The organism is Pseudomonas sp. zfem003 (genome assembly GCF_032621675.1).
GTDB classification, from domain to species: domain Bacteria; phylum Pseudomonadota; class Gammaproteobacteria; order Pseudomonadales; family Pseudomonadaceae; genus Metapseudomonas; species Metapseudomonas otitidis.
Genome location: NZ_JAVYJG010000007.1, coordinates 342,678 through 363,383, shown reverse-complemented (window position 1 = coordinate 363,383; position 20,706 = coordinate 342,678). Strand labels below are relative to the sequence as shown.

Below are 20,706 nucleotides of genomic sequence, written 5' to 3'. Positions count from 1 at the left end.
CACCCAATAGCGGATTGCACGCCCTAAATAAAAGGCGTAAATAGGCCGCCTTTTTACTTGAAAAATGCCCGCAAACCCGCCTGCCACATGGGTTTCTCCAAATTGACATTCGGATTTATACCTCTATAGTGGTGCGGGCCCTGCGTGGGGGGCTGTCTGATGATTTCAAGCATAAATAGGAGGCCGTTATGGCTGACAAAAAAGCGCAGTTGATCATCGAGGGCGTAGCCCCCGTCGAGCTGCCCGTTCTGTCCGGAACCGTAGGTCCCGATGTAATCGATGTGCGGGGCCTGACCTCCACGGGGCGCTTCACGTTTGATCCTGGCTTTATGTCTACCGCCTCTTGCGAGTCGAAGATCACCTACATCGACGGCGACAAGGGCATTCTGCTTCACCGCGGCTACCCCATCGAGCAACTGGCCGAGAACTCCGATTACCTGGAGACCTGCTACCTCCTGCTGAACGGTGAACTCCCCAGCGCAGAGGAAAAGGCCAAGTTCGTCAGCACCGTGAAGAATCACACCATGGTGCACGAGCAACTCAAGAGCTTCTTCAACGGCTTCCGCCGTGATGCCCACCCGATGGCCATCATGTGCGGCGTAGTCGGCGCCCTCTCCGCCTTCTACCACGACTCCCTGGACATCAACGACCCGCACCACCGCGAGATCTCCGCGATCCGCCTGGTCGCCAAGATGCCGACCATCGCCGCCATGGTCTATAAGTACTCCATGGGCCAGCCCATGATGTACCCGCGTAACGACCTGAACTACGCGGAAAACTTCCTGCACATGATGTTCAACACCCCGTGCGAGATCAAACCGATCAGCCCGGTACTGGCCAAGGCCATGGATCGCATCTTCATCCTGCATGCGGACCACGAGCAGAACGCCTCCACCTCCACCGTTCGCCTGGCCGGTTCCTCCGGCGCCAACCCGTTCGCCTGCATCGCTGCCGGCATCGCCGCCCTCTGGGGCCCGGCACACGGCGGCGCCAACGAAGCAGTACTGACCATGCTGGACGAGATCGGTGATGTGTCCAACATCGAGAAGTACGTCGCCAAGGCCAAGGACAAGAACGATCCGTTCAAGCTGATGGGCTTCGGTCACCGCGTCTACAAGAACTTCGACCCCCGCGCCAAGGTCATGAAGCAGACCTGCGACGAAGTACTGGCCGAACTGGGCATCAACGACCCGCAACTTGAACTGGCCATGAAGCTGGAAGAGATCGCGCGCAACGATCCTTACTTCAAGGAGCGCAACCTCTACCCGAACGTGGACTTCTACTCCGGCATCATCCTGAAGGCTATCGGCATTCCCACCAGTATGTTCACCGTGATCTTCGCCCTGGCGCGCACCGTCGGCTGGATCTCCCACTGGAAGGAAATGCTTTCCGGCCCGTACAAGATTGGCCGCCCGCGCCAGCTGTACACCGGCCCGGAGCAGCGCGACTACGTCGAGCTCAACGCTCGCAAGTAAGCGCGAACTCCACGAAAAAGGCTGCCAATTGGCAGCCTTTTTTCATTTCAGCGATGGATCATTTCTTCTCGGCCAGCTTGCGCAGGTGGTCCAGGGTATTGAACGGCGCATCGACCACGAAGCTGTTGGCCAGCCAGGACGGCACGCTGCCACCCGGCTCGGTGTGGACCTGGTAGGTCACCTCCACCGCATCGGCCCCTTTCGGCACGAACTTCCACTCCCCTTCTACCGACGCCACGCGAACGTAGCCCTTCTCCTCCGGCAGGTAGGTCGGCTCGCCCTTGAGGACACGGGTCAGACTGCCATCGGCGCCTTCGCTGGTCACCGCATGGATGATCGAATCACGAGGGGTGACCGGCCAGGGCGTATTGAAGCGCGTGTAGGTCCAGCTATCCGCACCTTCTCGCTTCAGCAGCTTCTGCTGCTCGCACTCGTGGATCCACTTGCAGGAACCGGACACATCCTCCTGCAGCTTGCGCAGGGTGGCGACGTCCGACTTGATGGTGACGACCCCGCGATAGGCCTTGTACTTGGACCCGGACACCTCGCTGAGATAGACCTTGATGCCATCCTCGTCCTTGGCCAGCTTCCAGTCCTCGGCGTGGGCAGCCGACGCCAGCAGGACACCCAGCCCGCAGGCCACGGCGATACGTTGCAGCGAAACCATCCTTCTTCTCCTTGTTATTCGATGACCAGTCCTCGCCCCTCTTGGACGCCTACCGGACAGAGTGACTGACCGCGACAGCGGTCTCTTGTTCCAGCCAGCCCAGCAAACGTATAGCGTCCTCACGGGTTTCGCCACAGACAAAAGGATCGGCATCGAAGGCCGAACAGACCTGCGGACGCTCGGGCCTGCCAAACAATCGGCATAGATGTTCGGGGGACAGGTGCAGACAACGCTCTCCCGCGGCCTTGCCATCGGGCATGCCAGGGATGGGGGAAGATATGGACGGTGCTATGCAGCAGGCACCGCAACCTGCTCGGCAGATCATGATCGCTGAGTAATGACAAGGCTGATGGGAGCGCGGATTCTACTCGCGGCGCAGCTCGCTGTGGAGAGGCCTGAACGCACCCGCCGCGCATCGGAGCCAGCGGGGGGTCATGGCGATAGCGCAGGCCTGGCAACCCGCAACTCAAGGCTGCCCGCTTCCACGGCAAGGGAAACGACTCCGGCGGATTCCGCATCGAATGCCCGCGTCACACCCGGTCCGCTGTAGAACGTACGGCTCGACGATTGCAGCAGCAACGACTCGGAAGGCCCCACCGTCCAGCGCCCCTTCACTTCGGGTATCGGCCCCCTCCCCTTACCCGCGCTGGCCGCACTGCCATTTCCGGCATCGGCAACGCCCTGGAATCGCTCGTCGGGCTCGCGCTGCCAACGCAGCACAACCCGGTCGAGCGCCGGATCCCCCAGGGTCACGGACAGAAGCACGCCGCGCGCGCCCTCGTCCTGCATCTCCAGGCGATAGGCGCTGATACGGCCATCCGTGCAGCGCAGGTGACCAAAGACCTGCAGCCGACGACCGGCACTCTGAAACCCCTCCAGGCTCTGTTCTTCGCAGCCCACCACAGGATCAGCCCTGCCGGCCGAGAGGAATCCCCCCTTCGTGCGCCACAACGAACGCCCCGCACCATCGAGCAGGTCCAGGTCACGCCCGCTCCAGGCCAGGCGATAGGCGCCGAAGCCGAACTCCCTGGCCAGGGCAAAGGCCGGTGGAACCACCAGGCTCGGCGCCGAGGACACAGGGGCGCGAAGCATCCAGCCCCACCACGCCAGACCAGCCACCAGAAGCGCCAGCGCCGCAGCTGCCGACCAACCCCACACCCCTCGCATCCCGCCCCCTTCTCATCCCACCATCACGCCCATTAGGCTGGCATCCCGCCCAACGCCCGGAGCCCTGCCATGCCCATCTGGATGCAGACTGCCATCCTCCTGACCTTCTCCAACGTCTTCATGACCTTCGCCTGGTACGGCCACCTGAAGACCCTGAACACCAAGCCGTGGATCATCGCCGCACTGATCAGCTGGGGCATCGCCCTGTTCGAATACCTGCTGCAGGTGCCTGCCAACCGGATCGGCTACACCGCGCTGTCGGTCGCCCAGCTGAAGATCATGCAGGAGGTCATCACCCTCGCCGTATTCGTCCCCTTCAGCGTCTACTTCATGCAACAGCCGCTGAAGCTGGACTACCTCTGGGCAGGGCTGTGCCTGCTCGGCGCGGTGTACTTCATCTTCCGCGCCTGAAGCGTCAGCGGGTTAACCGTGTGATCAGGCTGGAGGTATCCCAACGACCGCCGCCCTGCCGCTGGATTTCCGCATAGAAGCGATCCACCAGCTCGGTCACCGGCAGCGCAATGCCGTTGCGCTGCGCCTCCTCGAAGACGATCTCGTAGTCCTTGCGCATCAGATCGACCGCGAAGCCGAAGTCGAACTTGCCTTCCAGCATGCTCTGGTGACGGTGGTCGAGCTGCCAGGACTGCGCCGCACCCTTGCCGATCACCTCCATCGCCGCCGCCGCATCCAGCCCGGCGCTGCGGGCGAAGTGCAGCCCCTCGGACAGCGCCTGCAGCAGGCCGCCCACGCAGATCTGGTTCACCATCTTGGTCAGCTGCCCGCTGCCGGTGGGGCCCATCAGGCGGCTCATCCGCGCGTAAGCCTCGATCACCGGAGCCGCCCGCTCGTACAGTTCATGCTCGCCACCCACCATGATGGTCAGCATGCCGCTCTCGGCACCGGACTGGCCGCCGGACACCGGCGCATCGAGGAAGCCCAGCTCCCGCTCCGCTGCCAGTACCGCCAGCTCACGGGCCACGGATGCCGATGCCGTGGTGTGATCGACCAGCAGGCTGCCCGGCGCCATGCCGGCAAAGGCACCCTGATCGCCGAGCAGCACCGCACGCAGGTCATCGTCATTGCCCACGCAGGTCATGACGAACTCGGAACCCTCAGCCGCCTCGCGTGGCGTGGCGAAGCACTCGCCGGCGAACTCGTCGCACCAGAGCCGGGCCTTCTCCGGCGTACGGTTGTAGACCCGCACCTCGTGCCCTTCGCAGGCCAGGTGGCCGGCCATGTGGAACCCCATCACGCCCAACCCGATAAAGCTCACCTTCGCCATCTCACACCTCCGCATTCGACTGTCCAAAGAAGCCTATCACGCGGTTTGCGGTGCCGCGAAAGCGCCCCCATACTCGCTCGCAGCCCATTGCAGACACCCTGCAGGCGCCAAGGAGAGCCCCATGCCGCACTGGCTGGTGATAGACCTGGAAGCCACCACCGACGAAGGCGGCTGGCCCATGGAAGAAATGGAAATCATCGAGATCGGCGCCACCCTGGTCAGCACCGAAGGGCGAGAACTGGACCACTTCCAGCGCTTCGTGCGCCCGCAACGCCGCCCCTGCCTGACGACCTTCTGCCGCGAACTGACCCACATCACCCAGGCCAATGTCGACGCCGCGCAGCCCCTGCCCAGCGTCTGGACGGGCTTCGAACGCTGGCTCGACAACCACCGCGCCCGCCTGGTGGGCTGGGGCAGCTGGGGCGACTACGACCGCCGCCAGCTGGAGCAGGAGTGGCGGCAGAACCAGCTCACCAGCCTGCTGGCCAGCCTCCCCCACCTGAACCTCAAGCAGCACTTCGCGAAAGCCCGCCAGCTCAAGCGCCCGGTCGGCCTCAATGCCGCCCTGCAACTGGCCGGGCTCAGCTTCCAGGGGCAACAGCACCGCGCCCTGGAAGACGCCCGCAATACCGCCCGGCTGCTGCCCCTCCTCCTGCCCGCAGCGCCGGGCCAAAGGGACTAGTGACGCTGTCAGACGCCTTCGGCATACTGGCGAGCCTTTTTAGACCCCTTTCCAAGGAGCCCGCCCCATGTTCAAGGTCAACGAGTACTTCGACGGCACCGTAAAATCCATCGCCTTCGGCATGAGCGAAGGCCCCGCCACCATCGGCGTCATGGCCGCTGGTGACTACGAATTCGGCACCAACCAGCTGGAAGTGATGCACGTCATCGCCGGCGCCCTGACCGTCAAGCTGCCGGGCAGCGAGCAATGGGAAACCTTCGCCGCCGGCACCCAGTTCACCGTACCGGCCAACAGCAAGTTCCAGCTCAAGGTCGCCCAGGACACCGCCTACCTCTGCGAATACCGCTGAGCTAAGGCCCCATGAAAAAACCGGCCCTGGTGGCCGGTTTTTTCATGCCTGGCGATCAGCCCTCGCGCACCTGGGTCTCGATCCGCATGCCCTCCAGCTCCGCCAGGTACTCCTGGGTACTGAACAGGCCGATACAGGGCATTGCCCCACGCGCCACAAGGCTGCCGTCCGCCAACTTGCGCACCAGCGCCACGGCCGCCATGCAGGGAATGTTGGGGCCGTCGTTGTCATGGGCGAGCAACTCCCAGGTAAGCGTCAGCGGCAGACCGCCCGGGTCCTGGCCGGACAGCCGCACGAACATGCCACTCAGCCCGTCTCCCAGCGGCTCCAGCATCACCGCCCCGCGCCGCAGCAGCGGCGCAAGCCGAACGGCGTCACGCACCAGGCCGGCACGCACCAGCCAGGACAGCGCCCAGGTACCGAACTGGGTCAGACGCAGGCCGACCCCGGCGCGGAAGCTCACTTCCCGCACCCCGGGGTAACGCGCGGGGAAAAGCTCCAGGTCCGGTACATCGCAGGCGCCGATCCAGCGGGTCCCCATGGGCGCGCGGAAGCGCTGCAGCCGCAGGTCCTGCCAGCCATACACCGAGCGCCACTGCCCATCCCGCCAGCAACGAATCGGCCGCCCGCAATAGTTGAGTACCGCCGCCAGGGTGGAGACGCCCGGCGTCTTTTCCGAAGAGCTGATGCCGTGCTCGATCCGCTCCAGGCGACCAAAACGGGGGAGCAGCTCATCCACCACCGCCGCACTCAGGCCGGGCACGGAGCTCGCCCCCGCGCAGAGCAATACGCCACGCTGGCGGGCCACCTCGTCCAGCCGGGTGATGCCGCACACGAAGCCCCGCGCATCCGCCAGGTCGATGTAATGCGAGCCCGCCGCCAGGGCGGCCTCGGCGACGCGGTAGTCCTGACCCTGGAACGGCCCCACGGTGGAGATCACCACCTGCACGTCGAGCCGCGAGAACGCCTCCGCCAGCCCCGGCTCATCGATGTCCAGCCGCACCGCCCGGGCACCTTGCGCCTCGGCCAGCGCCTGGGCCTTCTCCAGGTTGCGCCCCGCCACCAGCACCCGCACACCGGGCACACTGGCCAGGCGCCGGACGATCAGGCGGCCGAAATTGCCATAGCCACCCAGCACCAGCACGTTCAGTTCCGTTGACACCAACAGCTCCTCAGGCGCGGTCACCCGCCGCGTCCCCATGGGTTGAAAACTGCAGCTCGGCCAGGCGCGCATACAGCGGGCTGCTGCGCACCAGCTCGGCGTGGGTACCGATCGCCACCAGGCGGCCCTGGTCGATCACGGCGATGCGGTCCGCCCGCTGCACCGTCGCCAGGCGGTGAGCGATCACCAGGGTCGTACGCCCCTGCATCAACGCCGGCAGCGCCTGCTGGATCTGGTATTCGCTCTCAGCGTCCAGTGCACTGGTCGCCTCGTCCAGCAGCAGGATGGGCGCGTCCACCAGCAACGCGCGGGCAATGGCCAGGCGCTGGCGCTGACCGCCGGACAGCCCGGCTCCGGCATCGCCGAGGTGGGTGCGATAGCCATCGGGCATGCGCGCAATGAACTCGTGGGCGTGGGCGGCACGTGCCGCCGCCTCCACCTGCTCGGCGGTGGCAGCCGGGCAGCCATAACGAATGTTCTCCTCCACGCTGCCGAAGAACAGCGCCGGCGACTGCGACACCAGGGCAAAGCAACGGCGCAGGTCGGCCGGGTCCAGCGACCGGAGCGGAACCCCATCGACCCGGACCTCGCCGGAATTCGGATCGGAGAAGCGCAGCAGCAGGTCGAACAGGGTCGACTTGCCCGCACCGGATGGCCCTACCAACGCCAGCGTCTCGCCGGGTCGGATCTCCAGGTCGATGCCGTCGATGGCCGGCACACCCGGGCGCGAGGGGTAGGCAAAGCGCACCGCCTCAAGGCTGAGCGCGCCGACCGGCCGGGGCGGCAGGTGCTGAAGCTGGTCAGCGGGCGGGGCCTGGATCTGGCTGCGCGTCGCCAACAGTTCGGCGATGCGCTCGGCGGCACCGGCTGCGCTCTGCAATTCGCCGATCACCTCGCTGATGGCCCCGAAAGCCGAGCCGACGATCAGGCTGTAGAAGACGAACGCCGCCAGGTCACCGCCGGAGATACGCCCGGCGATCACGTCCATCCCGCCCACCCAGAGCATCACCCCCACCGCCCCCAGCACCAGCACGATCACCACGGTGATCAGCCAGGCGCGCTGGGCGATGCGCTTGCGTGCCGTGTCGAAGGCGCCTTCCACGGTGTGGCCGAAGCGAAGCCGGTCCTGGGCCTGGTGGTTGTAGGCCTGCACGGTCTTGATCTGGCCTAGGGTCTCGCCGACGTAGCTGCCCACGTCGGCGATGCGGTCCTGGCTCTGCCGCGACAGGCTGCGCACCCGCCGGCCAAAAAGGAGGATCGGCGCCACCACCAGCGGCAACGCCACCACCACGATGCCGGTCAGCTTGGGGTTGGTGATGAAGAGCAGCACGATGCCGCCCACCAGCATGATGCCGTTGCGCAGCGCCAGAGACAGCGAGGAGCCGATCACCGACTGCAGCAAGGTCGTGTCGGCCGTCAGCCGTGACTGGATTTCCGAGGCCCGGTTGCTCTCGAAGAAACCGGGGTGCAACTCGATGAGGTGGTTGAACACCCGCATGCGGATGTCCGCCACGAAGCGCTCGCCCACCCACGACACCAGGTAGAAGCGGGTGAAGGTGCCCACAGCCAGGGCCACCACCAGCGCGAAGAAGAACAGGATCGAATGGTTCAGGGCCTCTGGCGACTGGGTCGCCAGGCCACGGTCCACCAACAGGCGAATGCCCTGCCCCATGGACAGGGTGATGCCGGCGGTGAACAGCAGCGCCAGCAGGGCACCGATCACCCGGCCGCGGTAGGGCGCGACGAATTGCGCCGCCATGCGCAGGGCACCGCGCCGGCGAGAGGAAAGCAGACCCATGCTAGGACTCGATCAACGGGAAGAGGCGACACTCTGCGGGTTTTCCGGGCGCTCCGCCAGCCAGCCGATGGCACAGAGGAACAACGCCGTCAGGTTGGTGGACACCGGGTTGAAGGCCTGCACCAGGAAGCCCGGCGCCACAACCGCCACGTCCACCAGCAAGCCGACCAAGGCCAGCGCACTCAGCGCCAGCGGCCAGCGACGCCTGCGCACCACCAGCAATGCCAGGGCCAGCACCACCTCGGCCACACCGGCCAGGGCCGCTAGGAGCCGCGCCTGCTCGAAGCCGTGGGCGCGGATCATCTCCAGTTCACCCGGGCTCAGCCAGAGCAGCTTGGGCACGATGCCGTGGTAGAGAAACAACAGTGCCAGCCCCCAGCGGGCCAGGCTGGCGTACAGCCTGGGATCAGCGCTCGCCATGCAGGAAGCGCCTCTCATGATCGGGATGGGGCAGCATGCACACCGGGTGCCGGCCAAAGAGCCGGTAGCGGTTCAGAGCAACGCGGTCGTAGAGCCAGTCCCGCACGGGCGCGGGCACCACACGGAAGAGCCTCAGCCAGTGCCAGGGCGCCGGCAATTGCCCGAGCACCCGCAACACCGCATCGGTGCGCACATGCAGGCGCTGGCCCTCGATGTAGGCCAGGGTCTCGAAGTGGTCGGTGGGCAGGCCGTACCAGGCGAGCAACGCCTGCCCCTCGGGAGACTGCACCGACGCCAGCTTGAGGCGCTCGCGACGGTCATGCCGGATCAGGAAGCGTGCCCAGCCATTGCAGAGCTTGCAGACGCCGTCGAACAGCACCACGCGGTCGTCCGGACCGATGAAGGGCGGTTGGGTCTCACTGGGCATGATCCAGCTCCGGGGAAAATGTGGGGAGATGATAGGCGCGCTTCAGTGCGCTGCGAAACGGTAATGACCCAGGATCGGCCAGCGGAACAGGATGTCCTCCTCCTGCGTGCCCTGGCCGATGTTGTGCAGCGCCAACGGCGTGCCCTCGCGGCTGCGCCGGTCGGAAATGATGCCGATGTGCTGCAGGCCACGCCCCAGGTCCCAGGTGACGATGTCGCCGGGTTGGTAGTCGGCGGCAGCCTGCCCGACCTTGAGGGACAGGCCCTGTCGGTCGAACCAGGTCATCAGGTTGGGCACCCGGCGATGATCGATGTTGGGGTCGGGGCGTTTCAGCCCCCAATGCCGGGGATAGGCGGAGAAGTGCCGGCGCATGTCCTCGTGGACGCGCTGCTGGAGGTCCAGGCCCTGGGCGCGGAGCGCGCGGATGACCACGTCGGTGCAGACACCGGTCGCAAGTGGCACATCCCCGCCGGGGTAGGCAATGCGCCGGTAGGCGGGGTCATAGCCGAGGGTCACCCCCACCTGGGTACGGGCCGCCTCCACCAGGCGTCCGCCGTCGACGGCCGCCCACCCGGCCAGGCAGAACCACCACAGGCCAATGCCCAGTACGTACCTGAATGCCTTGCTGCACATGCCGGCCTCCCTTGCTGGCGCCCTGGCGAACGGGCACGGATCCAGGCGCCACCCTAGCTGGAAACATCCAGGACGTCATGGCGCTGGCGCACAGTGTGGGAAGGAGGCGAGAGAAGAGGGAGATCGAAAGGGAGATGAAACCGGAAAAGGAACCTGCCGCCCCGGTCCCCATGCTCGACGCCCCAACCATAAGCCCTGAGGAGATTGCGCCGGGCATGGGAGCCGGGACAGCAGGCCTGCACACCCTACCCACCGCCTGCCTGCCAAGCCAGGGCGGGGAGTCGACTCAAGGCCGTCGGCCTGGCCGATCAGGCTGTAGCCATCGGCCTACTCGCCCTCTTCCGCTGCCCAACCGACGGGATACAGCAGCTCCTCGCGATAGCCCGACCAGACCCGTATCGCATCCGGGAATGCGGCATCCAGCGCCGGATCACCGCTGTCCACCAGCAAGGGCCGCCCCTCCAGGGTCACGAGCTTGCGCTTGGTCGCCACCACCCTCAAGCGGTCGAGCCCGACGGCGCGCAGCACGCTGGGGCTGATCTGCTGGTTGCCGCGCCCGATGATGTGGCCCTGGCCGCCAATGGCGGTCACCAGGATGAACGCCGGGTGGTCCGATACCAGCGCCAGCAACTCGGCCTCCGTCACGTCGCGGGCGATCACCTGCCCGCTCTCCACCACGTCCACGCCCAGCAGTGTGCCATCCAGCCCCAGGTTGGCGGCCAGCCCGTGCAGGGTCGACCCCGGGCCGAAGACATAGCGCACGCCGGGCTGCCATTCCTCCGCCAGCCAGTCGGCCAGCTCCAGCAGTACCAACTCCTCCGACTCCACACCACCCTGCTTCACCTGCTGCATGAAGTGGCCCTCCACCGGCACCGTCATCTCCCCGTACCAGCGCGAGGCCACCCGCCCGTCACGCAGCGCCGCTTCGTCCAGGTCACGCACTTCGCCACTGGCCAGGCGCACCAGGCCGCCCTCCACCAGGCGCCGAGCCAGCTCCCCAGCGGCGCGGGGGCTGATGGCGTAGACGCCGGACTGGATCTTCACCCCGGCAGGGATGCCCAGCACCGGCTGGCCTTCCCGCGCCACGTCCCCCACATCCCGGGCCGTACCGTCGCCACCGGCGAAGAGGATCAGCGAGACACCCGCCTCCTGCATCGCCTGCACCGCACGGCGGGTATCGTCGGCACCGCTCGGCCCGTCCAGCGTGCCCAGCAGGCGATGACGAAAGCCCATCTGCGCCAGTAACTCACCGCCCATGACGCCGGGCAGGCAAAGGAACTCGATGCGCTCCGCCAGCCCCAACAGAGGCTCCAGGGCCAGGCGCGTACGTTGCTGGGCCTGGGGCACGGCGCCGCGCTCCAGTGCGAGCCCGGCCACACCGTCGCTGCCCCGCAATGCCGCGGGGCCACCGACGCCGGCCAGGGGATTGATGATCAGACCCATTCGGAATATCGACATGCACACCTCGTCTGAACGTTTCCTGCCGCGCCCGGGTCAACCGCTGCGGCTGCGCTGGCACGGCACCTGCTTCGGGCTTCCGATCCCGAAGATGTGACGTTTTCCCGGCGCTATCGCCTTCATCTTGCCTTCATCTGAGGGACCTAGACTGCGCACACCACCTGATGAGGAGACCTACCCATGAGCCTGCAGACCCGCACCGAAAACCGTCGCGTCGTTCCGCTCAAACCCGAGCAACCGGTGGGCGGCGCCATCATCGATGCCCTGGGGCGCGAGATCCCCATTACCGAGGGCATGATCCAGCGCGCCTGCCGTGAGCTGGACCGGCAATCGCACTCCGGCTCCGCTCGCCAGAGCTAGGATGGCCAGACATGAAAAAGCCCCGGAAACGGGGCTTTTTCATGTTCACGTGAATCAGGCGCCGCGGGACGCGCGGGTGCCCTTCTTCTTGTTCTGCAGGATGTGCGAGAACACCGCGTGCAGATCGTCGGAAGCCGTCTCGCCATCGAGGTTCAGCTTGGCGTCGACGCTGTCCATGTGGCGCATCATCAGCTCCACGGCGGTGTCCTCGTCACCCGCCTCGATCGCGTCGATCACCCGGTCGTGCTCCTCGTCGGAACAATGGGTGCGACTGCTGCTTTCGTAGAGCGCGATGATCAGCGAGGTCTGCGAGATCAGGCTGCGCAGGAAGCCGAGCAGCGTATAGTTGCCAGCTGCCTCGGCCAGCTTGAGGTGGAATTCACCGGACAGGCGGATACCCATCCCGCGATCTCCCCGGGCGAAGCAGGCGCGCTCCTCCAGCACCATCTGGCGCAACCCGGCGATCTGCTCGGGGGTGGCGTTCTTGCAGGCCAGCTCGGTGATGGCCCGCTCGATCATCCGACGTGCGTAAAAGATCTGCCGTGCTTCCTCGGCACCCGGGCTGGCTACCACGGCCCCACGGTTCGGCCGCAGCAGCACCACGCCTTCGTGGGCGAGGCGGGACAGCGCGCGACGGATGATGGTGCGGCTCACGCCGAAGATCTCGCCGAGGGCCTCCTCGCTGAGCTTGGTGGCCGGTGCCAGGCGCTGCTCGAGGATGGCTTCGAAGATGTGCGCGTAGACCACCTCGTCCTGGGTGCCACTGCGCGTGCCTTTGGTGGCGCGCGGCGGTTTCTTCAGACTTTGCTCGACGTCGTTCATGAGGACCACACAGTGAAGTTCAAAAGCGGGAATGGGCTGACACTATGCCGGCGGGATGCCGTTACGCCAGCACCCGAGCCATCAGCCGCATGAAAGTGTGGCGCATTGTACACAAACCGCTCGTAGCTCACAGAACATCACGCTTTGGAGGCACTCATCGGCGACTCCGGCAACTGCAGCGGCAAGTCGAGCCGGCGAGCCTCATTGGCCAGGTGCTGGCGCATCAGATCAGCGGCCAGGACGCTGTCGCGGCGGCGAATGGCCTGGACCAGCGCCTCGTGCTCGCGCACCCGGGCCTCAAGCTGGTCGGCGCCCTGGCGCAGCAACACATCGCTGCGGGCCAGCGCGTCACCAGCCTGGCCGACCAGGTGCTGGAAGATGGGGTTGCTGGTGAGGCTGCCCAGCAGCCGGTGAAACCCCAGGTAAGCCTCGACGAAGGCATCCAGCGCGCCGTCCTCGGCAGCATCGCGCAGGTCCAGCAGGCGCAGGCGCAGGCGATCGAGGTCGGCACTGGCGATGGACTGCGCCACCAACCCCACGATGAATGGCTCCAGCGCATAGCGCAGCTCAAGGATATCGGCCATGCGATGCCCGGCCGCCACGCGCGGCTCCGCCACGTCGACAGCCTCCCGCGCCAGCACCTGCACCCCCTTGCCGGGCAGCGAGCGCACCATGCCGAGGGTCTCCAGCACGGTGACGGCTTCCCGCAGACAGGGCCGGCTGACCCCGAGCTGGTCGGCCAGCTCCCGCTGCCCCGGGAGCATTTCCCCGGCGGGCCAGCGGCCCTGCTCGATAGCTTCACGCAACGACTGCACAACCGACCCCACCAGGGTGGTAGACATGGATTCGCTTCCTCCTCGACCCATTCAGGCCCGACGCCGGGCAGCATCATGCCTGCCCGGTCGGTCCGCACTCAATCGGCAGAGGCCCGCGCCTTGAAGGCCAGCCCCTGCTCGCCGGCCAGCACGCCACGGGCCCGCTGCAGGTCGATGTCCTGCTCCCAGCGGGCGATGGCGACGGTGGCCACGCAGTTGCCGATGAGGTTGGTCAGCGCCCGGCCGATGCCCATGAACCAGTCCACCGAAAGCACCAGCACCAGCCCGACCACCGGGATCGCCGGCACCGCCGCCAGGGTTGCCGCGAGGATCACCAGCGCCGATCCCGGGATGCCGTGGGCGCCCTTGGAGGTCACCAGGGAGACCAGCAGGATGGTGAGCAGGTCATTCATCGCCAGGGGCGTGCCGGTGGCATGGGCAATGAAGACGATGGCCAGGGTCAGGTAGATGGAGAAGCCATCCAGGTTGAACGAGTAGCCGGTAGGGATCACCAGCCCCACGGTGGAACTGCGGATGCCCAGGTGCTCCAGCTTGCGCATGACCTGGGGCAGCACCGCATCGGAGGAGGCAGTGCCCAGCACGATCAGCAACTCCTCCCGCAGGTAGCCGAGGAACGGCAACAGGCGCAGCCCCGACACCCGCAGCACCGTCCCCAGCACCAGCAGCACGAAGGCCGTGCAGGTCAGGTAGAACACCAGCACCAGTCCGCCGAGGTGGCGCAGGGAATCGACGCCGTACTTGCTGGTGGTGAAGGCGATGGCGCCGAACACCCCGATCGGCGCCAGGCGCACGATCATCCCCATGATCCGGAAGATCACGTGGCTCAGCTCACCGATCAGCCGGGCAATGCCGGCCGCCGACTCACCGGCCATGTTCAGTGCGCACCCGAACAGCACCGAGAACACCAGCACCTGGAGGATGTCGTTATCGGCGAAGGCGCCCAATACCGAGTTGGGGATCAACCCCATCAGGAACGCCACCGGCCCATGCAGGTCGCCGGTGCGTGAGGTGTAGGCCGCCGCATCACCCGCCGGCAGCTCGCTGAGGTTGATGTTGGCGCCCTCCCCCAGCCCGGAGCCGTAGGCCACCAGCAGACCGATCAGCAACGCCAGGGTCGTCAGCACCTCGAAGTACACCACCGACTTGAATCCGATGCGGCCCACCTTCTTCAGGTCGCCGGCACCGGAGATGCCACTGACCACCACGCAGAACACGATCAGCGCGATGAGCATCTTGATCAGCTTGATGAAGCCATCCCCCAGGGGCTTGAGCTGCGCCGAGAACTCGGGGAAGCCGACGCCACAGAGGATGCCGATGACCAGGCCGATGACGACCTGAAGGAAAATCGAGCGCGAACACCACTTGAGCATTGGAGTGATCTCCTGGGTTGCCTTCGCGGCGCGCAGCAGGGAGCCACGGATACCGGAGGCTTTGTTGTTGTGGTCTTACCGGTCAGTCCAGCTGTCGCAGTCTAGGGCCGTGAAAATCCGTACACAAGGCCCCGCAAACACCAATTGACTTTTTTGTACACAAACACATAATCCGACTGCATACTTTCTGACCCAAAAGTCAGAAAAATGCGTCAGCCCGCCGGGCAAACACCTCAAGGCTTCTCCCTCAGTGCAAGGGACCCAGGTAACCAGCCGGGAAGAAGCTCACAACAACGAATGAGAGGTACCTGCTGTGGAACGCACCAGACAACAAGAACAAAACCTGTACGCCGAAAGCCCTCCTGCCCAGGGCCTGCTCGACCGCCTCTTCAAGCTCACCCAGCACCGCACCACCGTGAAGACCGAACTGGCCGCCGGTCTCACCACCTTCATCACCATGGCCTACATCATCTTCGTCAACCCGAACATCATGGCGGACGCCGGCATCGACCACGGCGCCGCCTTCGTCGCCACCTGCCTGGCTGCCGCGTTCGGTTGCTTCCTCATGGGGCTCTACGCCAACTGGCCGGTCGGCCTGGCACCGGGGATGGGCCTCAACGCCTTCTTCACCTACACCGTGGTCAACACCATGGGCTACAGCTGGCAGATCGCCCTCGGTGCGGTCTTCCTCTCCGGCGTGCTGTTCATGGTGCTGACTTTCTCGCGCATCCGCGAATGGCTGCTCAACAGCATCCCCAGCAGCCTGCGCTTCGCCATGGGTGCCGGGGTGGGCCTGTTCCTCGGGCTGATCGGCCTGAAGACGGCCGGCATCGTCGTCGCCCACCCCTCGACCCTGGTGCACATCGGCGACCTGACCTCCCCCGGTCCGCTGCTCGCCGCCATCTGCTTCCTGATGATCGCGGTGCTGGAATACCGCCGCGTATTCGGCGGCATCCTCATCAGCATCCTCACCGTCACCCTGGTCGGCGTCGGCCTCGGCATCGTCAAGTTCGGCGGCGTGTTCTCCATGCCCCCGAGCCTGGCGCCCACCTTCATGGCGATGGACATTGCCGGCGCGTTCAACGTGACCATGGTCAGCGTCATCCTCGCCTTCCTCTTCGTGCACATGTTCGACACCGCCGGGACGCTGATGGGCGTGGCCCAGCGCGCCAACCTGGTGAAGGAGGACGGCCGCATCGAGAACCTGTCCAGGGCCATGAAGGCCGACAGCGCCTCCAGCGTGTTCGGCGGCGTGCTCGGCGTACCGCCGGTGACCAGCTACGTGGAAAGCGCGGCCGGTGTGGCTGCGGGCGGAAGGACCGGCCTGACCGCAGTCACCGTGGGCGTGCTGTTCGTCGCGGCGATGTTCTTCGCCCCGCTGGCCGGGATGATCCCCGCCTACGCCACCGCTGGCGCCCTCATCTATGTCGCCATGCTGATGATGGGCGGCATGGCCCACATCGACTGGGACGAACACACCGAGACCATCCCCGCCATCGTCACCGTGATCATGATGCCGCTGACCTTCTCGGTCGCCGACGGCATCGCCCTGGGCTTCGTCAGCTACGTCGCCATGAAGGCCTTCACCGGCCGCTACCGCGAGGTGTCCCTCAGCCTCTACGTGCTCTGCGCCATCTTCATCGCCAAGTTCATCTTCCTCTGACCGCCCCGGAGCCTCGCGCGCCGACCGCGAGGCTCCGCCCAGACCCTCCTGCGCCCCGGCACTCAGTGACACAACGCCAGCAGGTGCGGCCGATAAGAGCCACCCGGCTCCTCACTGATCGAACACCTGAAGCTCAGCCGCGTCGGGCCGGACAACCACCCCACCTCCTCGAACACCCGTACTTCGGCAGTCACCTGCTGCACCAGATAGCCTCGGTTGCAGCGGCGCTCCTCCCGGGTCGCAGGTTCGCGCGCGATGGAAGCGAAGCACCACACGCGTCCACCCGCCTCGACACGGTGGATGCCCAGGCACAGAACCGTCAGCTCAAATTGCACGTCGCGTCTCCTTTCGCGAAACACCGGGGCAGCCAGTCCCCGCAGTAAGAAAGCCCTCCAGCCGTCGCTGCACCGCCCTGGCCGGGGGCCACGCGACCGCCCGAGTGGGACAGGGCACCTTCCTGGCACCCCATCCAATCCAGGAGCGCGCGGGATACCAGGAGCGGGCAACCACGCGACGGTTGGAGGGCGAAACCTCCGCAACCGACGTCATCACCTTTCCTCCCAACCGCCAGCACCAGAAGGCGGATTGACCGGGAGGAGGATCACAACGCCCGCCTGCGGAAACATCCCAAAGATAGAATACGTATCGTATTCGATGATACAACCCTGTATTACACAAGGTCACTGGCGAATGGCAATACGGCGCGTAATGTCGCCCTCCATGAAAAAATGGAACCTGCTGGCCAAAGCCAGGATGAAAGAACTGGGCGTCACCCAGGAGCAGTTGGCCGAACGGATCGGCGTGACCCAGGGCGCGGTCGCGCACTGGCTGAACGGCCGCCGCGAGCCCGGGCTGACGAGAATCAACCGGATACTCGCCTGCCTGCAGATGCCGACCCTCAGCATTGGGGGACAGCTCGTGCAATCGGCCCATGACCCCGATGGCAATGAAGAGGCGCGCGAGATCCCGGACGGAATCATCCCCATGACCATCAGGGAATCCGAAGCACCCCGCTACGAGTACGAAATCGAGCTGCCACTTCTGAAGGAAGCCACATCTCTGGAGGAAAACAGCACCTCCCTGGAGGAGCTGGACTACTCAGGCATCCGCTTCAGCCGACATGCACTTCAGGCGCGCCAGATCGACCCGGCCCTCGCCGCCTGCGTCATCGTCTGTGGCGACAGCATGGCGCCCCTGTTTCCGGACGGCGCCATCCTCGGCATCGACCGTGGCCGCCGCGAAGTCATCGACGGCAAGACCTACGCCCTGCTCGATGCCGGCATGCTCCGGGTGAAGATCCTCCATCGCCTGCCCGCCGGCCAGGTGCGCCTGCGCAGCTACCAGCGGGACGAGTACCCGGATGAAGAGCGAGCGCTGGCCGAGCTGGAGATCGTCGGCCAGGTCTTCTGGTCCTCGGTGCTCTGGTAGCGCACCGCAACCATCAGCCGATCCGGGCTGCTCGCGCCTGAGCGGCCCGCCCCACCAAATTCCAGGCAAAAAAAAGCCCGCAGTGTGAACGGGCTGGGAAAAGGGACTCGTTGAAGAGTCACGAGGATGGTGTCGGTTCTCTAGCTGCCCCGGTAGGTGGAGTAGCTGTAGGGGGAAATCAGCAGCGGGACGTGGTAGTGGTCCTGCTTCGCATCGATACCGAAGCGCAGCACCACCACATCGAGAAAGGCTTGGTCGGCCAGTTGCACGCCGCGCTTGCGGTAGTAGTCACCGGCATGGAAATGCAGCTGGTAGACCCCGGTCGCATAGTCCTCGCCCTGCAGCAGGGGCGCATCGCAACGTCCATCGTCATTGGTGACGGTGCGGGTGATCAGCTCCAGTCCACCATCTTCGACACGGTAGAGCTCGATGCGGATGTCATGGCCCGGGCAGCCATGGGCTGCATCCAGTACGTGAGTAGTCAGTCGTCCCATTGCGTCTCCAGCCCCCGACGCCTGTCCGGCGCCCTGCAAGGGCCTTGCCTCCTCTGATGCGTTCCAATGATGCGGAGCGCCACCGGACGCCCCGTCACGGGGCAGCGCATGGCGCGAAACGAGTCCGAATATACCTCAGCAAAAATAAAACTGTATACAAAATAATGTGCAAGCTGATCGCTCGACCGACGCGCAACTCGCCGACTGTGCCAGAACGCTGCAAACATCACCTGACAGGGGCTTGCCGATCAATAACTGACCGACTGGGCAGATTTCTTGCAAGCACCACGGGCAGCCCTTGAGCAAATAATCGATTTACAAGTGCGAGGCTTGTTTGTATACAATCACGCATCACGTTCACCTGCCCCTGTGAACGCACCAGAAGAAGGAACACAGCAGTGAGCTCCGACTACCCACGCGACCTGATCGGCTATGGCGCCAACCCACCCCACCCGCACTGGCCGGGTGAGGCCCGTATCGCCCTGTCCTTCGTCCTCAACTACGAGGAAGGCGGCGAGCGCAACATCCTCCATGGGGACAAGGAGTCGGAAGCCTTCCTCTCGGAGATGGTCGCCGCGCAGCCCCTGCAGGGCGCCCGCAACATGAGCATGGAGTCCCTCTACGAGTACGGAAGCCGTGCAGGTGTCTGGCGCCTGCTGCGCCTCTTCGAACAGCAGGGCATCCCGCTCACCATCTTCGCCGTGGCCATGGCCGCCCAGCGCCATCCGGACGTGATCCGCGCCATGGTCGAGGCCGGCCACGAGATCTGCAGCCACGGTTACCGCTGGATCGACTACCAGTACATGAGCGAAGAGCAGGAACGCGAACACCTGCTGGAGGCCATCCGCATCCTTACCGATCTGACCGGCCAGCGTCCGCTGGGCTGGTACACCGGCCGCACCGGTCCCAACACCCGCCGCCTGGTGCGCGAAGAAGGCGGCTTCCTCTACGACTCGGACACCTACGACGACGACCTGCCCTACTGGGACCCGGCCAGCACGCCGGAGAAGCCCCATCTGGTCATCCCCTACACCCTGGACACCAACGACATGCGCTTCACCCAGGTGCAGGGCTTCAACAAGGGCGACGACTTCTTCGAATACCTCAAGGACGCCTTCGACGTGCTCTACGCCGAAGGCAGCGCCGGCGCGCCGAAGATGCTCTCCATCGGCATGCACTGCCGCCTGCTGGGTCGCCCGGCACGCCTGGCCTCGCTGGCACGCTTCGTCGACTACGTGAAGCAGCACGACAAGGTCTGGTTCGCCCGCCGCGTCGACATCGCCCGCCACTGGCACACCCACCACCCGTTCAAAGGAAACGCCTGATGAGCCGCTTCCAGCACATCACCCCCTCGGGCCTGTCCCGGGACGCCTTCGTCAGCGCCTTCGCCGACATCTACGAACACTCGCCCTGGGTGGCCGAGCGCGCCTACGACCTGGGCGTGGATGCCAGCCTCGACGAGATCGAAACGCTGCACCAGCGCATGGCCGACATCCTCCTCAGCGCCAGCCATGACCAGCAACTGGCCTTGATCAACGCCCACCCGGACCTGGCCGGCAAGGCCGCCGTGCGCGGCGAGCTGACCGAAGCCAGCACCAACGAACAGGCCGGGGCCGGCATCCATGAGTGCACGCCCGAGGAGTTCGCCCGCTTCACCGAACTGAACGATGCCTACAAGGCCAAGTTCGGCTTCCCGTTCATCATGGCGGTGAAGGGCAGCAACCGGCACCAGATCCTCGCGGCCTTCGAAGAGCGCATCCACAACAGCGCCGAGGCGGAGTTCCAGCGGGCCCTGGCGGAAATCAACAAGATCGCCCTGTTCCGCCTGCAAGTGATGTAGCCGACCACCCGACCTTGCGTAACCACAGAAAAACAACAATGCATCCACGCACCCTCCCCAGCCGGCACGCCGCCTCGTCGCGACTGCACACCCCAACCCGCCCGGGTCTGGCGTGCAGCCCTGCGGCCTGCGCGGTTGCAGCGAGGGGCGGGTGCCGCAGCGACTCAGGGCACCATCCGGCCCTGAGCCACCTGCCACACCCTGGGCGCCACTCCGCACCAGGCCCTGCCTCCCCCTCGCACGCCCATCGCCGGGCAGCCACGCACTCCGCGTCGGTGCTGTCACGGCCACTGGGCAAGGGGCGCCTGCACCCGGGCGCCCCATTCCTCCCGCGCCTACCGGCACGGGCACCTGAAACGAATCAGTAGAGCAG

24 protein-coding genes are annotated in these 20,706 nt (G+C 65.7%); 9 read left to right on the top strand and 15 right to left on the bottom strand.

The window, feature by feature from the left end; translation table 11 throughout:
- The first annotated feature begins 188 nt into the window (after nt 1-188).
- Nucleotides 189-1,475, top strand: a complete 1,287-nt coding sequence (gltA, locus tag RTK35_RS18690) for a citrate synthase (RefSeq protein WP_044400187.1) — start codon at nt 189-191, stop codon at nt 1,473-1,475.
- A gap of 58 nt (nt 1,476-1,533) precedes the next feature.
- Here gltA and RTK35_RS18685 read toward each other — a convergent pair whose 3' ends face one another.
- From RTK35_RS18685 to RTK35_RS18675, 3 genes are all read right to left on the bottom strand, one after another.
- A complete protein-coding gene (locus RTK35_RS18685; RefSeq protein ID WP_044400184.1) occupies nt 1,534-2,142 on the bottom strand; it encodes an START domain-containing protein in 609 nt (202 codons plus the stop codon).
- Between the two features lie 49 nt (nt 2,143-2,191).
- The gene (locus RTK35_RS18680) at nt 2,192-2,467 is read right to left on the bottom strand and encodes a YkgJ family cysteine cluster protein (RefSeq protein ID WP_074969317.1); all 276 of its coding nucleotides are present in this window, start codon (nt 2,465-2,467) and stop codon (nt 2,192-2,194) included.
- A 107-nt stretch (nt 2,468-2,574) separates the two neighbouring features.
- Nucleotides 2,575-3,234, bottom strand: coding sequence for a hypothetical protein (locus RTK35_RS18675; protein ID WP_316908693.1), 660 nt, complete (start codon nt 3,232-3,234; stop codon nt 2,575-2,577).
- A 144-nt stretch (nt 3,235-3,378) separates the two neighbouring features.
- Between RTK35_RS18675 and RTK35_RS18670 the strand changes: the two genes are divergently transcribed.
- Nucleotides 3,379-3,720: a DMT family protein gene (locus tag RTK35_RS18670; RefSeq protein ID WP_044400183.1), complete on the top strand. Its 342-nt coding sequence runs from the start codon at nt 3,379-3,381 to the stop codon at nt 3,718-3,720.
- Between the two features lie 4 nt (nt 3,721-3,724).
- Here the strand turns inward: RTK35_RS18670 and RTK35_RS18665 are convergent, their stop codons facing one another.
- On the bottom strand, nt 3,725-4,606 hold the full coding sequence (locus RTK35_RS18665) for an NAD(P)-dependent oxidoreductase (protein ID WP_316908692.1): 882 nt from the start codon (nt 4,604-4,606) through the stop codon (nt 3,725-3,727).
- A gap of 106 nt (nt 4,607-4,712) precedes the next feature.
- Between RTK35_RS18665 and RTK35_RS18660 the strand changes: the two genes are divergently transcribed.
- Nucleotides 4,713-5,273 (top strand): exonuclease domain-containing protein, encoded by a 561-nt coding sequence (locus tag RTK35_RS18660; RefSeq protein WP_107330894.1) that lies wholly within the window; start codon nt 4,713-4,715, stop codon nt 5,271-5,273.
- Between the two features lie 67 nt (nt 5,274-5,340).
- Complete coding sequence (locus tag RTK35_RS18655; protein ID WP_044400175.1) at nt 5,341-5,622, top strand: pyrimidine/purine nucleoside phosphorylase; 282 nt, start codon at nt 5,341-5,343, stop codon at nt 5,620-5,622.
- 55 nt (nt 5,623-5,677) lie between these two features.
- On the opposite strand, the gene RTK35_RS18650 is transcribed toward RTK35_RS18655, so the two are convergent.
- The 6 genes from RTK35_RS18650 to RTK35_RS18625 all read right to left on the bottom strand — a co-directional run bounded on the left by RTK35_RS18650 (nt 5,678) and on the right by RTK35_RS18625 (nt 11,520).
- Complete coding sequence (locus tag RTK35_RS18650; protein WP_316908691.1) at nt 5,678-6,784, bottom strand: saccharopine dehydrogenase family protein; 1,107 nt, start codon at nt 6,782-6,784, stop codon at nt 5,678-5,680.
- 10 nt (nt 6,785-6,794) lie between these two features.
- On the bottom strand, nt 6,795-8,582 hold the full coding sequence (locus RTK35_RS18645) for an ABC transporter transmembrane domain-containing protein (RefSeq protein WP_316908690.1): 1,788 nt from the start codon (nt 8,580-8,582) through the stop codon (nt 6,795-6,797).
- Nucleotides 8,583-8,594: 12 nt separating this feature from the next.
- The gene (locus RTK35_RS18640) at nt 8,595-9,002 is read right to left on the bottom strand and encodes a DoxX-like family protein (protein WP_074969311.1); all 408 of its coding nucleotides are present in this window, start codon (nt 9,000-9,002) and stop codon (nt 8,595-8,597) included.
- Entirely contained in the window at nt 8,989-9,432 is a 444-nt protein-coding gene (locus RTK35_RS18635) for a thiol-disulfide oxidoreductase DCC family protein (protein WP_172435114.1), read from the bottom strand. Before RTK35_RS18635 ends, RTK35_RS18640 begins: the two co-directional genes overlap by 14 nt.
- Before the next feature lie 39 nt (nt 9,433-9,471).
- Complete coding sequence (locus RTK35_RS18630; RefSeq protein ID WP_316908689.1) at nt 9,472-10,062, bottom strand: DUF1287 domain-containing protein; 591 nt, start codon at nt 10,060-10,062, stop codon at nt 9,472-9,474.
- 327 nt (nt 10,063-10,389) lie between these two features.
- Complete coding sequence (locus RTK35_RS18625; protein ID WP_316908688.1) at nt 10,390-11,520, bottom strand: ATP-NAD kinase family protein; 1,131 nt, start codon at nt 11,518-11,520, stop codon at nt 10,390-10,392.
- 180 nt (nt 11,521-11,700) lie between these two features.
- Between RTK35_RS18625 and RTK35_RS18620 the strand changes: the two genes are divergently transcribed.
- Nucleotides 11,701-11,880, top strand: a complete 180-nt coding sequence (locus RTK35_RS18620; protein ID WP_316908687.1) for a PA1571 family protein — start codon at nt 11,701-11,703, stop codon at nt 11,878-11,880.
- 54 nt (nt 11,881-11,934) lie between these two features.
- Here RTK35_RS18620 and RTK35_RS18615 read toward each other — a convergent pair whose 3' ends face one another.
- The 3 genes from RTK35_RS18615 to RTK35_RS18605 all read right to left on the bottom strand — a co-directional run bounded on the left by RTK35_RS18615 (nt 11,935) and on the right by RTK35_RS18605 (nt 14,908).
- Nucleotides 11,935-12,702, bottom strand: coding sequence for a GntR family transcriptional regulator (locus tag RTK35_RS18615; protein WP_044404340.1), 768 nt, complete (start codon nt 12,700-12,702; stop codon nt 11,935-11,937).
- 137 nt (nt 12,703-12,839) lie between these two features.
- Nucleotides 12,840-13,544 (bottom strand): FadR/GntR family transcriptional regulator, encoded by a 705-nt coding sequence (locus RTK35_RS18610; RefSeq protein WP_044404337.1) that lies wholly within the window; start codon nt 13,542-13,544, stop codon nt 12,840-12,842.
- 71 nt (nt 13,545-13,615) lie between these two features.
- Nucleotides 13,616-14,908: a C4-dicarboxylate transporter DctA gene (locus RTK35_RS18605; protein WP_044404334.1), complete on the bottom strand. Its 1,293-nt coding sequence runs from the start codon at nt 14,906-14,908 to the stop codon at nt 13,616-13,618.
- Nucleotides 14,909-15,221: 313 nt separating this feature from the next.
- On the opposite strand from RTK35_RS18605, the gene RTK35_RS18600 reads away from it, so the two are divergent.
- A complete protein-coding gene (locus RTK35_RS18600) occupies nt 15,222-16,571 on the top strand; it encodes an NCS2 family permease (protein ID WP_044404331.1) in 1,350 nt (449 codons plus the stop codon).
- Nucleotides 16,572-16,633: 62 nt separating this feature from the next.
- On the opposite strand, the gene RTK35_RS18595 is transcribed toward RTK35_RS18600, so the two are convergent.
- A complete protein-coding gene (locus tag RTK35_RS18595; protein ID WP_044404328.1) occupies nt 16,634-16,906 on the bottom strand; it encodes a hypothetical protein in 273 nt (90 codons plus the stop codon).
- Between the two features lie 385 nt (nt 16,907-17,291).
- Between RTK35_RS18595 and RTK35_RS18590 the strand changes: the two genes are divergently transcribed.
- Complete coding sequence (locus tag RTK35_RS18590) at nt 17,292-17,999, top strand: S24 family peptidase (protein WP_160158544.1); 708 nt, start codon at nt 17,292-17,294, stop codon at nt 17,997-17,999.
- A 140-nt stretch (nt 18,000-18,139) separates the two neighbouring features.
- On the opposite strand, the gene uraH is transcribed toward RTK35_RS18590, so the two are convergent.
- On the bottom strand, nt 18,140-18,493 hold the full coding sequence (gene uraH, locus RTK35_RS18585; protein ID WP_316908686.1) for a hydroxyisourate hydrolase: 354 nt from the start codon (nt 18,491-18,493) through the stop codon (nt 18,140-18,142).
- Between the two features lie 398 nt (nt 18,494-18,891).
- Between uraH and puuE the strand changes: the two genes are divergently transcribed.
- Together puuE and uraD are read left to right on the top strand one after the other, a co-directional pair.
- Nucleotides 18,892-19,818 (top strand): allantoinase PuuE, encoded by a 927-nt coding sequence (gene puuE, locus RTK35_RS18580; RefSeq protein ID WP_316908685.1) that lies wholly within the window; start codon nt 18,892-18,894, stop codon nt 19,816-19,818.
- Nucleotides 19,818-20,333 carry a 2-oxo-4-hydroxy-4-carboxy-5-ureidoimidazoline decarboxylase gene (gene uraD, locus RTK35_RS18575; protein WP_308725476.1) on the top strand — a complete coding sequence of 172 codons (516 nt, stop codon included), beginning with the start codon at nt 19,818-19,820 and terminating at the stop codon, nt 20,331-20,333. The genes puuE and uraD overlap by 1 nt, the downstream gene beginning before the upstream one ends.
- The last annotated feature ends 373 nt before the right edge of the window (nt 20,334-20,706 follow it).

What these genes read in the sequence shown, in the direction of transcription:
- gltA (WP_044400187.1), top strand. Translation starts at nt 189, where the DNA reads ATGGCTGACAAAAAAGCGCAGTTGATCATCGAGGGCGTAGCCCCCGTC.
- RTK35_RS18685 (WP_044400184.1), bottom strand. Translation starts at nt 2,142, where the DNA reads ATGGTTTCGCTGCAACGTATCGCCGTGGCCTGCGGGCTGGGTGTCCTG.
- RTK35_RS18680 (WP_074969317.1), bottom strand. Translation starts at nt 2,467, where the DNA reads ATGATCTGCCGAGCAGGTTGCGGTGCCTGCTGCATAGCACCGTCCATA.
- RTK35_RS18675 (WP_316908693.1), bottom strand. Translation starts at nt 3,234, where the DNA reads ATGCTTCGCGCCCCTGTGTCCTCGGCGCCGAGCCTGGTGGTTCCACCG.
- RTK35_RS18670 (WP_044400183.1), top strand. Translation starts at nt 3,379, where the DNA reads ATGCCCATCTGGATGCAGACTGCCATCCTCCTGACCTTCTCCAACGTC.
- RTK35_RS18665 (WP_316908692.1), bottom strand. Translation starts at nt 4,606, where the DNA reads ATGCGGAGGTGTGAGATGGCGAAGGTGAGCTTTATCGGGTTGGGCGTG.
- RTK35_RS18660 (WP_107330894.1), top strand. Translation starts at nt 4,713, where the DNA reads ATGCCGCACTGGCTGGTGATAGACCTGGAAGCCACCACCGACGAAGGC.
- RTK35_RS18655 (WP_044400175.1), top strand. Translation starts at nt 5,341, where the DNA reads ATGTTCAAGGTCAACGAGTACTTCGACGGCACCGTAAAATCCATCGCC.
- RTK35_RS18645 (WP_316908690.1), bottom strand. Translation starts at nt 8,582, where the DNA reads ATGGGTCTGCTTTCCTCTCGCCGGCGCGGTGCCCTGCGCATGGCGGCG.
- RTK35_RS18640 (WP_074969311.1), bottom strand. Translation starts at nt 9,002, where the DNA reads ATGGCGAGCGCTGATCCCAGGCTGTACGCCAGCCTGGCCCGCTGGGGG.
- RTK35_RS18630 (WP_316908689.1), bottom strand. Translation starts at nt 10,062, where the DNA reads ATGTGCAGCAAGGCATTCAGGTACGTACTGGGCATTGGCCTGTGGTGG.
- RTK35_RS18625 (WP_316908688.1), bottom strand. Translation starts at nt 11,520, where the DNA reads ATGTCGATATTCCGAATGGGTCTGATCATCAATCCCCTGGCCGGCGTC.
- RTK35_RS18620 (WP_316908687.1), top strand. Translation starts at nt 11,701, where the DNA reads ATGAGCCTGCAGACCCGCACCGAAAACCGTCGCGTCGTTCCGCTCAAA.
- RTK35_RS18615 (WP_044404340.1), bottom strand. Translation starts at nt 12,702, where the DNA reads ATGAACGACGTCGAGCAAAGTCTGAAGAAACCGCCGCGCGCCACCAAA.
- RTK35_RS18610 (WP_044404337.1), bottom strand. Translation starts at nt 13,544, where the DNA reads ATGTCTACCACCCTGGTGGGGTCGGTTGTGCAGTCGTTGCGTGAAGCT.
- RTK35_RS18605 (WP_044404334.1), bottom strand. Translation starts at nt 14,908, where the DNA reads ATGCTCAAGTGGTGTTCGCGCTCGATTTTCCTTCAGGTCGTCATCGGC.
- RTK35_RS18590 (WP_160158544.1), top strand. Translation starts at nt 17,292, where the DNA reads ATGAAAAAATGGAACCTGCTGGCCAAAGCCAGGATGAAAGAACTGGGC.
- uraH (WP_316908686.1), bottom strand. Translation starts at nt 18,493, where the DNA reads ATGGGACGACTGACTACTCACGTACTGGATGCAGCCCATGGCTGCCCG.
- uraD (WP_308725476.1), top strand. Translation starts at nt 19,818, where the DNA reads ATGAGCCGCTTCCAGCACATCACCCCCTCGGGCCTGTCCCGGGACGCC.